11 protein-coding genes are annotated in these 13,612 nt (G+C 53.5%); 4 read left to right on the top strand and 7 right to left on the bottom strand.

Annotated features, from left to right (window positions below; translation table 11 throughout):
- Complete coding sequence (locus RYZ59_RS12730) at nucleotides 1-2,979, top strand: virulence factor SrfB (RefSeq protein ID WP_318048237.1); 2,979 nt, start codon at nucleotides 1-3, stop codon at nucleotides 2,977-2,979.
- Nucleotides 2,976-5,135, top strand: coding sequence for a virulence factor SrfC family protein (locus tag RYZ59_RS12735; RefSeq protein ID WP_318048238.1), 2,160 nt, complete (start codon nucleotides 2,976-2,978; stop codon nucleotides 5,133-5,135). Before RYZ59_RS12730 ends, RYZ59_RS12735 begins: the two co-directional genes overlap by 4 nt.
- Before the next feature lie 19 nt (nucleotides 5,136-5,154).
- Here RYZ59_RS12735 and RYZ59_RS12740 read toward each other — a convergent pair whose 3' ends face one another.
- A complete protein-coding gene (locus RYZ59_RS12740; protein ID WP_137381813.1) occupies nucleotides 5,155-5,328 on the bottom strand; it encodes a GhoT/OrtT family toxin in 174 nt (57 codons plus the stop codon).
- A gap of 192 nt (nucleotides 5,329-5,520) precedes the next feature.
- On the opposite strand from RYZ59_RS12740, the gene yncL reads away from it, so the two are divergent.
- On the top strand, nucleotides 5,521-5,616 hold the full coding sequence (yncL, locus tag RYZ59_RS12745; protein WP_071828932.1) for a stress response membrane protein YncL: 96 nt from the start codon (nucleotides 5,521-5,523) through the stop codon (nucleotides 5,614-5,616).
- Between the two features lie 121 nt (nucleotides 5,617-5,737).
- Here the strand turns inward: yncL and RYZ59_RS12750 are convergent, their stop codons facing one another.
- Nucleotides 5,738-6,520 (bottom strand): helix-turn-helix transcriptional regulator, encoded by a 783-nt coding sequence (locus RYZ59_RS12750; protein WP_318048501.1) that lies wholly within the window; start codon nucleotides 6,518-6,520, stop codon nucleotides 5,738-5,740.
- Nucleotides 6,521-6,621: 101 nt separating this feature from the next.
- Between RYZ59_RS12750 and RYZ59_RS12755 the strand changes: the two genes are divergently transcribed.
- On the top strand, nucleotides 6,622-7,749 hold the full coding sequence (locus RYZ59_RS12755) for a multidrug effflux MFS transporter (RefSeq protein WP_318048244.1): 1,128 nt from the start codon (nucleotides 6,622-6,624) through the stop codon (nucleotides 7,747-7,749).
- A 190-nt stretch (nucleotides 7,750-7,939) separates the two neighbouring features.
- Here the strand turns inward: RYZ59_RS12755 and patD are convergent, their stop codons facing one another.
- Genes patD through ydcS form a run of 5 tightly spaced genes read right to left on the bottom strand, consistent with a single transcriptional unit; the run spans nucleotide 7,940 to nucleotide 13,308 of the window.
- The gene (gene patD, locus RYZ59_RS12760) at nucleotides 7,940-9,367 is read right to left on the bottom strand and encodes an aminobutyraldehyde dehydrogenase (RefSeq protein WP_318048246.1); all 1,428 of its coding nucleotides are present in this window, start codon (nucleotides 9,365-9,367) and stop codon (nucleotides 7,940-7,942) included.
- Between the two features lie 21 nt (nucleotides 9,368-9,388).
- Nucleotides 9,389-10,195 carry an ABC transporter permease gene (locus tag RYZ59_RS12765; RefSeq protein WP_005126751.1) on the bottom strand — a complete coding sequence of 269 codons (807 nt, stop codon included), beginning with the start codon at nucleotides 10,193-10,195 and terminating at the stop codon, nucleotides 9,389-9,391.
- Nucleotides 10,185-11,129 carry an ABC transporter permease gene (locus RYZ59_RS12770; RefSeq protein WP_005126750.1) on the bottom strand — a complete coding sequence of 315 codons (945 nt, stop codon included), beginning with the start codon at nucleotides 11,127-11,129 and terminating at the stop codon, nucleotides 10,185-10,187. The genes RYZ59_RS12765 and RYZ59_RS12770 overlap by 11 nt, the downstream gene beginning before the upstream one ends.
- Nucleotides 11,130-12,146, bottom strand: a complete 1,017-nt coding sequence (locus tag RYZ59_RS12775) for an ABC transporter ATP-binding protein (protein ID WP_318048252.1) — start codon at nucleotides 12,144-12,146, stop codon at nucleotides 11,130-11,132.
- Nucleotides 12,147-12,162: 16 nt separating this feature from the next.
- The gene (gene ydcS / locus RYZ59_RS12780; RefSeq protein ID WP_137381809.1) at nucleotides 12,163-13,308 is read right to left on the bottom strand and encodes a putative ABC transporter substrate-binding protein YdcS; all 1,146 of its coding nucleotides are present in this window, start codon (nucleotides 13,306-13,308) and stop codon (nucleotides 12,163-12,165) included.
- Nucleotides 13,309-13,612: the final 304 nt, after the last annotated feature.

The raw sequence follows: 13,612 nt of genomic DNA on the forward strand, positions 1-13,612 counted from the left end.
ATGTTGGTGAATCTGTGTGATTACAAACAGAGCGTAACGCTCATCGCCAATAGCGGTGTGCAATTTCTGGATTTTGGGCTGACACCACAGGAATCTGCGCACCACGGTCGTTTTGTGCGTAAAACGGCAAACGGTCCCCTTCTGCGTCTGGATTTTGATCTGGCGTCGGGACGCTATACCCTGCCGGGCAATACCGGTGGCCAACCCGAAGTCGTGAAACCGGAAAGCACGCAGACGCTGCATTATTCTCTGGACGTTCTTGACGGTGTCTGGTTGCCGCTGCCGTTCCTGCGTTTTAACCCGCCCCGCACATTTGTTGAAGGCCCGGATAACTGGGCGCGCGTGCAGGTGCGAAAACTCGCACAACCGGACAGTGCCGGCAATACTCACCGTGTCACGGTGGCGCTGGACAGTCAGTTGACTGAAGCCCCGGCAGCATTGACGCCCAATGAGAACGATCTGCTGAATGGCACGCGATTTGCGCTGGCCTGGCACGATAATGAGATCGCAGATTTCCTCGACCAGACGTGGATTGATGGCTGGTTACGCGAGTCCTTTTTGCAGCACGTCACGCAGCAAGAAAACCGTTCAGAGCAGGAGATCCAACAAGCGCTACGCAACTTTGAATATCAGGCGCACTGGCTGAATGTGTTGACCCTGTTAGGCGAACAACTTTCCGTCCCGGAAGTGAAGCTGGTGACCCATACGCTCAGCACGCCCGCGATTCCTGTCGATCTGATTCTGGATATTGGTAATACCCATACCTGCGGCGTGTTGATTGAAGATCATGGCGATGCCAATGACGGTTTGCGTCAGACGGCTGAATTGCAGGTGCGTTCATTAAGCGAACCACAGTTCCTCAACGATCCCCTGTTCACCAGCCGACTGGAGTTTTCCGAGGCGCGCTTTGGTAAGCAACATTTCTCCGTTGAGAGCGGTCGCGATGATGCCTTTATCTGGCCGTCGATTGTCCGCGTTGGGGATGAAGCCCGTAAGCTGGCGATGCAGCGTATGGGAACGGAAGGCAGCAGTGGGATCTCCAGCCCACGTCGGTACTTATGGGATGAAACCCCCGTTTTACACGACTGGCGCTTTAGCCAGATGAACAGCAAAACGCAGCGCGAGCCGCTGGCTACCGCCTTCCCGCTGATGAATTTGATGAACGATGACGGTCAGCCGCTGTTCAGCCTGCCGCAAGATGACCGGCTGCCGGTGTTCTCACCACAATACAGCCGCAGCACGCTGATGACGCATATGTTGTGCGAGATTCTGGCCCAGGCGCTGGGACAAATTAACAGCGTAGCGACACGCCTGCGTCTCGGGTTCCCGGCCTCTCCACGCCAGTTGCGCACGCTGATCCTCACGCTGCCGTCAGCCATGCCAAAACAGGAGCGCGAGATCTTCCGTCTGCGTATGTTTGAAGCCATTGCGCTGGTCTGGAAAGCAATGGGCTGGCACCCGCAGGACGAAGATTTCACCACCCGCAAACAGCAAGAAAAAAGCGTCGTTCCCGTACCTGAGATCCAGATGGAATGGGATGAAGCCAGCTGCGGGCAGTTGGTTTGGCTGTACAACGAAGCGATTTCACACTACGACGGGCATACAGAATCGTTCTTTAACGCCCTCGCCCGTCCGGACCGCCAGCCAGAACCCGGTGAAGTTAAAGGTCGTGCACTGCGCGTCGCCTCCATCGATATTGGCGGTGGCACGACGGATATGGCCGTGGTCCATTATCAACTGGATGACGGCGTTGGGGCGAATGTCAAAATCACCCCGCATCTGCTGTTTCGTGAAGGCTTCAAGGTCGCCGGGGATGACATGTTATTGGATGTCATACAACGCTGCATACTGCCCGCCCTGCAAACCCGCTTACAACAGGCTGGCGTGACCGATGCCGCCGCCCTGCTGGCCACACTGTTTGGTGATTCCGGGAGAATCGATACGCAGGCTATTTTGCGACAACAAACCGCGTTGCAACTCTTTATGCCACTGGGTCATGCGGTGCTCAGTGCCTGGGAACAAAGCGATATTAACGATCCCGTAGCGGGCTTGCACGCCACCTTTGGCGAACTGCTTTCACAGCGCCCAACACGCAATGTGATGAACTATATCCAACAGGCTATCGATCATGCGTTACCGTCAGGTTCACCGGCTTTTGATGTGCTGAGCGTTCCGTTGCAGGTGCAGTTCAGACAGTTGCAAGAAGCGCTGCTGGCCGGGAAATTTACCCTGACATCCCCTCTGCACGCCGTTTGTGAAGCGATTTCCCACTATCGTTGCGATATTTTGTTAGTCACTGGCAGACCCGCCTGTTTGCCGGGGGTTCAGGCGCTAATCCGCCATCTGCAACCCGTTCCGGTCAACCGCATGATCTGGATGGACAGCTATCGCGTACATGAGTGGTATCCGTTCAGCCAGCAAGGGCGCATCGGCAATCCCAAATCTACCGCAGCCGTTGGCGCGATGCTGTGTAGCCTGGCGCTGGATTTACGTCTGCCGCGCTTTAACTTTAAAGCTGCGGATATCGGCGCGTACTCGACGGTCCGCTACCTCGGTGTACTGGATAATACGGTCAATACGTTACGCGATGAAAATATCTGGTATCACGACATCGATCTGGATAAACCTGGAGCAAAACTGGATACCCGTCTGCACTTCCCGCTGCGCGGCAACGTGACGCTGGGCTTTCGCCAGTTAGCAAACAGCCGCTGGCCAGCCACCCCGCTGTATACGCTGAGCATCAATTCTGCTGAGCTGGCAAAAACGATTGCCGGTGACGGTGTATTAAATGTACGGCTGCAACTGCGCGGTGGCAGCAAAGAAACGGGACCGGAATTTTTCGTTCTCAGTGATGCCTGGCTACAGGATGGCACGCCCGTTGCCGCCAATGCCTTAACGTTAAAACTGAATACACTGGCAGATCGTCGCCATAGCGGCAGCCATTACTGGATTGATAGCGGGAGTGTGTACCTGAAATGAGTAAGATGTTTAACACAGCACAAGCCGCCATCGAATGGGTGAATGACACACGCCAGCGCGCAGCACGGCTTGATGATGAGGCGGATTCCCTGCTCGCTCAGCTCACCATCGCCGCGGTTACTGAGTCTGCGCTGAACACGGCGTTTTCAGCGCGTGGCTGTGTGGGTCTGTACGGTCATTCACAGCCAGCAAAGGCCCATCTGTTGTCCGCACTGTGCAGCAACACCAGTGGGAAATTGAATATTGCTACACCGGATCGCAGCTTTGACTACTTTTCGCATATCAATCCGGGCCATGCGCCGACCAACATGGCGATCCGCTTTACGCGTGAAGACAATCCCGTTGATAGCGAGTGGCCTCTGCGTCTGCGCCTACTGAGTGAAGCAGAACTGGTACAGCTGTTTATCACACAGTTTTGCGCAATGCCTGACAGCCGCCAGGTTGAAAAATCGATTATTGAAGCCCGGTTAGAAAAATGGCAAACGCTGCGTCAGCGTCATCCGGTTCAGGGCATCACGGCACATGACGTAGCCGCTATTGGCCGTTTCTGGCGCTCTTGTGTTCCTGCGAACCAGCAGCAAATTGATGATGCGCTATGGCATCAATTTGCTACGTTGCTGCCGGCGCTGGATCTGACCACCCGCGCTCACGCCTGGGCGCTGTTGTGGGGAGAACAACCAGAGCTAACGCAGCAATGGCTGGCATTAGCGCACACTTTGCAACAAACCGGACAGGCGCACGAGCTAGCCGCGCCGCTGAGTTTGCTGGTCGATCATTTTGGCTTGCCTGCCGAAAGCTTCCTGACTCAGGTCGCATTAACCGGGAACGACGCGCAAAGCGATGTGGTGGTTCATCCTGTTGCAAACCATCAGTTGCTTAACGCGGTCAGTCTGTCGCTGGAATCGCTGGCGCTGCTGACGCGTGAACTGGTGCTGACTGTCGAAGACTCGGTGTTGGAAAACGTCGACCTGCTCGATATTCCCCTCGCACCGGATGCCCACCCCAACCCGCTGTGGCGGGCCAAATTAGGCTGGATGTTGGAATATTACCGCCAGCATCTGCAACCCGATGTTCTGCTGATCTGCAACGCGGTGTCTTCACGTTCGCAGACACCGGCCATCACGCGTAAACTGATGAGCTGGGCCAACGATACCCAACCCGTGCATGATGCGGCATTACCGGGGGTTGTGTGGGCCATTACGCCACAAGACGCTCGTTTTAGCACACAGCAAAACCTCGATGAGGCCGTGCAGCAACTAATGGGCAAGCCCGGGTTGCGCTGGGGGACATTGCAGGCACTGGATAAACACAGCCTGTTGCGCCTTGCTGAATGGCTGTCGCAAGCGACATCCGCGCAACAACGCCAGTCACGGTTAACGTCCCTGCATGAACAGCATCAACAGCGTGTTCGTGAAGCGCTGATGAGCTGGCTTAACGACAGCGAAAGCGCACCAGACGCCAGCGAGACAGTGATCCGCCAGCTTCAGGCCCAGGCAGCGAAGCATGGTGAACTCCTGGAGGGGTTACTACCACCGATGCGCTGCTTTGAGTCGTTGCTGCGCGTCCAGCAACCACGCGAAGAACAAGTCAGTGGACTCTTTAATGAAGAGATTGACCTGTTTGCCGATGTCCGGGAGCCATTGCACTCATCCGAAAGCAAAGAGACCGGGTATCAGGCGCACAAAATGTGGATCAACCATGTGCGTCAGTGGTGTCGTGATGACAATAATGCGCGCCGATTACGGCTTGAGCCGCGAACGCTGCGACAGGTAGCCGACATTCTTATCACTACCAGCTATCGGCTCGAGATGCCTCAACGGCTTCAGCAGATTATGCAGCGAGAGAATGTCTGCGGGGCGCAGTTACACGCCGATATCGGTGATTTTATTACCTGGCTCGGCTACGCCAACGTTGCAGAGGATCAGCGCCCTGCCAGCAGGGTCTTCAAGGGCGCGGCTATTTTCAGTGCGCCAGTACAACAACCGATGTCGCGCCTGACGCAACTGGATGAGCAGCCGCAGCACGGTGCAAGCCGGCACGTTTACGACTGGCTGGTTGCGTTGTACACCCGTGCGAATGAAAACGTGGGATACCAGCATCCTCTGGATGTAACCAAAGACGACAGACTGAGATTAGTCGCTCTGCTGACCCCCTGATACAGCATTGACAGAGCCATCAGAAAAGAGAAAACAGGAGTGCGACGGGAAAGCTCATCGGCCATGTCGCCCCGACTAATACCGCGCTCAGAAAGCGAATACGTTTTTTATCACGCGACAGAAACCAGGTGATAATGGCCGCAATAGCGGCCATTACCGCATAAAAAATCAACATTTTTTGGTACAGAGACATTTAGGGCATCCAGGCCAGAAGGGAAAATCGCGCGCAATATGCTCTCTTTTATGACCCACATCAAGTTTTATTCATTTATTTAAGAAAACCGCCTAAATAACAGCCCACTTTCAACATGTTCAGATTTCGTACTATTGCGGATAGCTATAAGCCGTACTATACCCAAAGGGGTTAAAACGAAAGGTGGCAAAAATGAATGTTTCCAGTAAGACTGTGGTGCTGATAAATATATTTGCTGCTGTAGGACTTTTCAGCCTGATCTCCGTAAGGTTCGGCTGGTTTGCTTGATGTGACTCTTTTTGATGAATTGCAGCGCCTGCTGGCAGAGAGAAAATCTTCTCTCTGCCATTAGTAAACGATCTTCCCACTCCGCCACAGCCCGGTAAATTATCCTTAATATGTAATACCCCTAATCCTTCTGCGGCATTATTCCCCCGTGATAACGGGTCGGTGTTGTACCTGTTAGCTGCCGAAAAAACACGATGAAAGCACTGTCGCTAACAAATTCCAGCTGTTGCGCCACCTGGCTGACTGAGTCCCCCTCCGCCAACATCTCCATCGCTTTTAACAACCTGAATTGCTGCCGCCAGGTCTGATAGTTCATCCCTGTATCTCTGATAAAAATGCGGCTGATTGTGCGTTCGCAAGCACCGACCTGGCGGGATAACTGATTCAGTCGGGGTGGTAACGCCCCCATTCGAACCCCTTCCAGCCACCGATCCAGGCGAACATCAGAGGGAAACTGCAACGTCCAGTTTTCACGACGTGCAGCCCTGATTTCTTCACAAAAAACAGTGATGAGGCTGGCCTGCTGCGTTTCTGCCATCTGCCAGGGCCAGAATGCCATCCGTTCTATGACTTCAAAAAAAAGCGGGTTCACTTCGACAACCTGTAGTGGCAAGGCGGATAACGTCGGCAGAATGGTTGAAAAATATAATGACCGATAAGCCATCACCCCTCGCATGATGGCCCGGTGAACCGTACCCGCGGGGATCCAGACCGCACGGCGAGGCGGAAGAAGACACAGGGTATTTTCCAGTTCAATGGTGATGCACCCCGCCGCCGAAAAGAGTAACTGATGGCGAAGATGACTGTGCCGACCTGAATCATGTACGCCCATATCAGAGGCAATACCGACGACTGTTTCCTTAAAACCATCCGGGTCGAAGACATCATCAGGCGCAATTTTCATCATCTGTCCGATATTTGATATATAAAGTCCTGATAATGGTAATTAGACATTTTCTATTCAGCAATAATCCCCCCAAGTTTTTTGTTTCTCTGGATATTGCTATGAATATGACTCATAGACCGCCCTTATGGCTTCTCACATTACTGATTATGTTTCCACAACTGGTGGAAACCATTTACAGCCCGGCATTGCCAAATATCGCCACGTTTTTTCAAATAAGCAGTGAACGTGCTGCTCAAACACTTTCCGTGTATTTTGTCGCCTTTGCCGTGGGGGTTGCACTGTGGGGCTGGCTTAGCGACTGCATTGGACGACGCTGGGCAATGATGGCTGGACTCCTCTGTTACGGGACGGGTTCCGTAATGGCGGTTATTGCCATTGATTTCAGCATCTTGCTGTTGGCCCGTATGGTATCAGCCATTGGCGCGGCCGCCGGGTCTGTGGTGGTGCAGACGATGTTGAGGGACAGTTATGAATCAACAACACTGTCGCGCATTTTTTCCATTATGGGCGCAGCACTGGCAATCAGCCCGGTTTTTGGTCTGGTGAGCGGAGGTTGGTTAGTCAGTCTATACGGTCATACGGGCGTTTTTACTGTGCTGGTATTGCTGGCGATACTGTTGCTAATGCTAACCGCAGCCTTATTGCCGGAAACACGACCGGAGACGACGCGCAGACCACAATTAACAGGACTGGTCTCCCGCATGGTAAGGGACAGTACACTGTGGAAAAATGCCATGCTGGTTGCACTGTTGAATACCATGCTATTCAGCTATTACAGCCTGGCCCCGTTTCTTTTCGGACAGTTAGGATGGAGTTCCAGGGCATTTGGCTGGACGGGATCCTTGCTTGCCCTCGCGTCACTGTCAGGCAGCCTGCTGAATCGCAAGCTGTTAATGATCGGTTTGTCATCGGAATATCTGGTGCGCCATGCCTGTGCTTTAGCGCTGCTGTCTGGTCTCGCAGCATGGTGGCTACAGCATTCAGTCTGGATTCTGCTGCCTGTGGTTGGGGTTGTTGTTGCCTATGGCATCGCGATCCCCAATGTGCTGAGTCAGGCTCTGCATCACTATCGTGAACAGGCCGGGGCCGCGGGGGCTCTGTTCGGATTATGCTACTACCTGTTATTGGGAATGATGTTAGGGTTAGCGGGTATCGTGCAGCAACTGGGACTGGTTCTGACTGTCTGTGCGTTCATCGCCTGGCTATGTAGCCTGTGCCGTCGTTAGAACACTCACCTAAATATTCAGGCCCCGACATTGTGCCGGGGCCTGATGGTGTACAAGTTAGCCTGACCTCGCGGATATTTCCAACTTACCGCCGTCCGATGGCGACGAGGCCAGTGCCGCGCATAGTATAGAGACACGTTGGCCGATATTTAGCTATCAGTGCCCCTTTTACCGTTCGCGGTTTATGATATTACTCATGCTTGATCATGACATGGCGAATCACCGTGTAATCCTCCAGTCCGTAGACCGACATATCCTTGCCATAGCCTGATTGTTTTTGTCCCCCATGCGGCATTTCACTCACCAGCGTGAAGTGGGTGTTGACCCAGGTACAGCCATACTGCAGGCGGGCGCTCAGTCGGTGCGCGCGACCAACATCCCGCGTCCAGACTGACGATGCCAGTCCATACTTCGAATCATTAGCCCACGCCAGGACCTGATCTTCATCATCAAAGACGGTAACACTGACCACCGGACCAAAGACTTCACGCTGCACGATAGCATCTTCCTGTTTCGCGCCCGCCAGCAACGTTGGCGCAAAATAGTAGCCTGAACCCTCCACTTTTTTGCCGCCGGTGATGACCTTGATGTGTCCGAGCGCTTTCGCGTCATCGACCGCTTTAGCCACCCTGTCAAGATGCGCCTGTGAGCTTAACGGTCCCAGTTCTGTCGTTTCATCATTCGGTGCGCCAATTTTCAGGCTGGCAACGGCGGCGCCGAGTTTTTCGACCAACGCATCATAGATGCCTTTTTGTGCGTAGATTCGACACGCCGCAGTGCAATCCTGTCCGGCGTTGTAATACCCAAAAGTCCGCACACCACTGACCACCGCATCAAGGTCGGCATCATCAAAAATAATCACCGGGGCTTTTCCGCCCAGTTCCATATGCGTGCGTTTAATCGAAGGCGCAGTATGCTGAATAATGTGTTCGCCGGTTGCAATGGAGCCGGTCAGCGAAACCATACGCACTTTTTCATGGCCGGTCAGCGGATCGCCCACCGTTTTACCCCGGCCAAACAGGACGTTAATCACGCCTGCCGGGTAAATATCTTTCGCATATTCCGCCAGTTTAAGCGCCGTCAGCGGGGTAATTTCTGAAGGTTTAATCACCACACAGTTGCCGGCGGCCAGCGCAGGAGCCAGCTTCCATGCCGCCATCATTAGCGGATAGTTCCAGGGCGCGATGGAAGCCACCACACCCAGCGGATCGCGGCGAATCATGGAAGTATGCCCTTCCAGATACTCTCCGGCGGCCTGTCCTTGCAGGGTGCGCGCAGCCCCCGCGAAGAAACGGAAAACATCCACGATGGCCGGAATTTCATCATTAAGCACACAATGTAGCGGTTTACCGCAGTTGAGCGATTCCAGCTCCGCGAAGGTCTGTGCGTTATCGGCAATGGTATCCGCCAGCTTTAACAACAGCTCCGAACGCACTTTCGGCGTGGTTTGGCCCCAGGCGGCAAACGCGTTGTCTGCCGCACGCACTGCGGCATCAACCTGCATGGCTGACGCCTCAGCAATCTCCAGAATAAGTTCACCAGTGGCAGGGTTATAAACTGGTTGCTTTTCACCTTCACCGCTGACCAGCTCACCGTTAATCAGTAATTGATGTTGCATAGCAATTTCCCATATCGTCGTTTATTTACCGTTTCCGGCGACGGTGTCGCCTTCACGCGTTAGCCACCAGGCCCCTAAAATTGGCAGTGTTGTTACCAGCATTACCAGCAATGCCACAACGTTGGTAACAGGCACATCTCGTGGACGGCCCAGTTGATTGAGCAGCCACAGAGGAAGTGTTCTTTCATGTCCGGCGGTGAACGTTGTCACGATGATTTCATCAAACGACAAGGCAAACGCCAGCATCCCCCCCGCCAGCAGTGCTGATGCCAGATTGGGCAGCACGACATAACGAAAGGTTTGCCAGCCGTTGGCGCCAAGATCCATAGACGCTTCAACCAGACTCCATGAGGTGCGGCGAAAACGCGCCACGACGTTGTTAAAGACAACCACCACGCAAAACGTCGCATGGCCCACCACGATCGTGAGAAAACCCGGCTCCAGGTTGATGGTCTTAAATGCCGTCAGCAGTGCCAGGCCGGTAATAATGCCCGGCAGCGCAATCGGCAACAGCAGCAACAGCGATATTGCGCTTTTACCGAAAAAATCCCTGCGCCACAGCGCAGCCGCCGCCAGCGTACCCAGTACCAGAGCGATTGCTGTCGACAACGCAGCGATTTTAAGTGACAACGTCACTGATTCAAGGATATCGCTACGCTGCGCCGCCACGCTAAACCAACGCAGTGTCAGCCCCTGCGGCGGAAAACTAAAAGCAGCCTCCTCTGTATTAAAAGCATAGGTGCCGATGATGAGGATGGGAAAGTGCAGAAAGAGAACCCCTCCCCATGCGGCCAGTTTGAGTAACCAGGGCGCGCGTTCAGAGTGCATCGAAAGCTCCCAGACGCTTCACGAACGCCAGGTACAGTGCAATTAAGACAATGGGCACCAGAGTGAATGCCGCCGCCATTGGCATATTGCCGATAGCCCCTTGTTGCGAATACACCATGTTGCCGATGAAATATCCCGGCGGTCCCACCAGCTGCGGCACAATAAAGTCACCCAGCGTCAGTGAGAACGTAAAGATAGAACCAGCGGCTATGCCGGGTATTGCCAGTGGGAAAACCACATAGCGGAAGGTTTGACGAGGGCGCGCGCCCAAATCAGCCGATGCCTGCAAAAGCGAGGGAGGAAGCCGTTCCAGAGCAGCCTGAACCGGCAGGATCATAAAGGGAAGCCAGATGTAGACAAAAACCAAAAAGCGCCCTAATCCCGATGTTGACAGCGTATTACCGCCGACAGCTGGCAAAGTGAGGAAAGCGGTCAACAGTGGCTCCAGCCCGAGATGGGTTAAAAACCACTGCGCCACGCCGTCTTTCGCTAACAGCAGCGTCCACGCATAGGCTTTGACGATATAGCTCGCCCACATTGGCAGCATGACGGCAATGTAAAAAAAGGCTTTCATTTTGCCACTGGTATAGCGCGCCATATACCATGCCATCGGGAACGCCAGAATGGCGCTGGCAATCGTCACCGCCACTGCCATTGTCAACGTTCGTACAATGATGTCGTAATTGGCCGGATTAAACAGCGCCTGCAGATTCGCCAGCGTCAGGTCTGGCGTCACCGACATGGTGAAATCGTCGAAGGTGTAAAAACCTTGCCACAACAGCGTCAGCAACGATCCAAAGTAGACGATACCAAACCACATCAACGGCCCGAGCAGCAGCAAAAACAGCCCAAGCCCTGGATTACGCCAGAAGAACCCCGAGATACGGTTCAGCTTTGTCGGCTGTGCGGGCGAATGTATGACGTTCATAGCCATTCACCTCTCCTCTATCAGCGGAACCATGACATCGCGTGACCACGATGCCATCACCTGCTGACCCGGCGACAGCGTCGACGGCAGCATTTCTCCCGTCAGGTTCGCCTGGCTCACCAGCAACTTTTCACCGCCAGCAAGTTTCAGCTCAAAATGCGTCGCCGCCCCCTGGTACTGCACCGCCTGAATGACACCCCGAGCCTGAACCTCGCCCGCCATATCATTTAAGCGAATGTGTTCCGGGCGCAGCGAGAACATCCCCTGTAACCCACAGACGTTTGCCGACATCGCTTCGTCAAAGACGTTTGACGTCCCCACAAAACTCGCCACAAACGGCGTGCGCGGACGCATGTAGAGTTCGCGGGGTGAATCCACCTGCTCGATACGACCATTGTTAAATACCGCCACACGATCGGACATCGACAGCGCCTCACCCTGATCGTGGGTGACAAAGATAAAGGTGATGCCGAGAGACTGCTGGAGTTTTTTCAGCTCCAGCTGCATCTGTTCACGTAGCTTGAGATCCAACGCACCGAGTGGTTCATCCAACAGTAAAACGCGAGGCTCATTGACCAACGCACGGGCAATCGCTACACGCTGACGCTGTCCACCCGAGAGTTGTGATGGCTTGCGTTCATGGACAAAGCCGAGTGCAACCTTGTCTAACGCTTCTCGCGCCCTGGCATGACGCTGCTTTTTATCAATGCCTTTCACCATCAGCCCATAAGCCACGTTATCGAGAATCGACATATGCGGGAAGAGTGCGTAATCCTGAAATACCGTGTTGACGTCCCGTTCCCAGGGCGGTAATTCACTGGCTTGCTTACCAAAAATTTTAATTGAACCGCCCGAAAGCTGCTCAAACCCTGCAATCATGCGCAAGCAGGTCGTTTTGCCGGAGCCGGATGGCCCCAGCATAGAGAAAAACTCGCCATCATTAATTGCAATACTTACCCCATCAACTGCACGAACATCCCCGTACAGACGCGAGACATTATGAAACTCCACTGCGTACGTCATAAAACCCCCAGCGGAATTAACGACCGCCCATAATGGCGATGTAATCCTGCGTCCAGCGACTGTAAGGAACGAATTTTCCACCTTCTGCGATTGGCGTTTTCCAGAAAGCAATTTTGTCGAAATAGCTATAACCGTTGGTTTCACAGCCTTTTTCACCCAGCAACGGGCTGGCTTTACAACCTTCAGGAACTACCGGCAGAGATCCAAACCAGGCAGCGACATCGCCCTGAACTTTCGGGGTTAAGGACCAGTTCATCCATTTGTAAGCACAAACAGGATGTTTCGCTTCGCTATGCAGCATGGTGGTGTCAGCCCAACCGGTGACGCCCTCTTTCGGGAAAACCGTGGCGATTGGCTGGCCTTCTGCTTTCAGGGCGTTAGCCTGATAAGGCCAGGCGCTTGATGCCACCACACCTTCGTTTTTGAAGTCACTCATTTGTACAGTGGTGTCATGCCAGTAGCGATGGATCAGTGCGTGCTGATCGCTCAGGACTTTGATGACCGCCTGATACTGTTTCTCGGTGAGCTGATAGGGATCGGTGATACCCAACTGCGGTTGAGTGGCTTTGACGAACAGCGCCGCATCGGCGATATAGATCGGGCCATCGTACGCCTGGACTCGCCCTTTGTTGCTTTTTCCGTCCTCAAGTTTTTGCTCGACGAACACCACGTTCCAGCTATCTGGCGGCGTTGGGAAAATTTTGGTGTTATACATCAGCAAGTTGGGACCCCATTGATACGGAGTACCGTAAACTTTTCCCCCGACGTTAAACCATTCCCCTTTGACTACTCGCGGATCGATAGTTTTCCAGTTTGGAATAAGCGCAGGATTTATAGGCTGGACACGTTTGCCCATAATCAGGCGCAGTGAAGCATCGCCAGACGCCGTCACCAGGTCATAGCCGCCTTTCGCCATCAGGCTGACCATTTCATCTGATGTGGCCGCTGTTTTAACATTGACGGCACAACCGGTTTCCTTCTCAAACTGCGAAACCCAGTCATATTGTTTATCGGTTTGTCCGCGTTCGATATAACCCGGCCAGGCAATAATATCCAGCCGCCCTTCCGGTTTATCTAATGATGTTGGGGGTTCGGCTGCCTGGGCTGTCATCAGCGTCATACTGAGTGCACACAAGCTACTGAGGGCAAATTGCTTGCTCATAACGTCTTACTCCTGTCGAAAAAATATTGAGCGGCAGCCTTGCCGTAAATATATGTCCTTTCCTAAAAATAGTCGGGGTGTTGAAAGCGTTCCTGCTGGCGCAAGGAAATTTAATCAGGTTGTGAGCTAACGCTCATTACGCCACGGGTTATAGCAAGGTGATTTAATCTTCTGGAGTATAGACAAGGAGTTAGGTGCCAGGGTGGCACCTGGAAGAACTATTGATATTTCGTATGGTGGCACCTGATATAAATAACATCAGGGTTTAACATTCACTATTTCTAAAATAAGAATGCGCTATTCT

It is taken from the genome of Citrobacter sp. HN-141 (assembly GCF_033341895.1).
In the GTDB taxonomy this organism is placed as follows: domain Bacteria; phylum Pseudomonadota; class Gammaproteobacteria; order Enterobacterales; family Enterobacteriaceae; genus Citrobacter.

Bases quoted from the DNA above. Each gene is read 5' to 3' on its own strand.
- RYZ59_RS12755 (WP_318048244.1), top strand. From the start codon at position 6,622: ATGAATATGACTCATAGACCGCCCTTATGGCTTCTCACATTACTGATT.
- RYZ59_RS12740 (WP_137381813.1), bottom strand. From the start codon at position 5,328: ATGTCTCTGTACCAAAAAATGTTGATTTTTTATGCGGTAATGGCCGCT.
- RYZ59_RS12770 (WP_005126750.1), bottom strand. From the start codon at position 11,129: ATGGCTATGAACGTCATACATTCGCCCGCACAGCCGACAAAGCTGAAC.
- RYZ59_RS12775 (WP_318048252.1), bottom strand. From the start codon at position 12,146: ATGACGTACGCAGTGGAGTTTCATAATGTCTCGCGTCTGTACGGGGAT.
- RYZ59_RS12750 (WP_318048501.1), bottom strand. From the start codon at position 6,520: ATGAAAATTGCGCCTGATGATGTCTTCGACCCGGATGGTTTTAAGGAA.
- yncL (WP_071828932.1), top strand. From the start codon at position 5,521: ATGAATGTTTCCAGTAAGACTGTGGTGCTGATAAATATATTTGCTGCT.
- RYZ59_RS12765 (WP_005126751.1), bottom strand. From the start codon at position 10,195: ATGCACTCTGAACGCGCGCCCTGGTTACTCAAACTGGCCGCATGGGGA.
- patD (WP_318048246.1), bottom strand. From the start codon at position 9,367: ATGCAACATCAATTACTGATTAACGGTGAGCTGGTCAGCGGTGAAGGT.
- RYZ59_RS12735 (WP_318048238.1), top strand. From the start codon at position 2,976: ATGAGTAAGATGTTTAACACAGCACAAGCCGCCATCGAATGGGTGAAT.
- ydcS (WP_137381809.1), bottom strand. From the start codon at position 13,308: ATGAGCAAGCAATTTGCCCTCAGTAGCTTGTGTGCACTCAGTATGACG.
- RYZ59_RS12730 (WP_318048237.1), top strand. From the start codon at position 1: ATGTTGGTGAATCTGTGTGATTACAAACAGAGCGTAACGCTCATCGCC.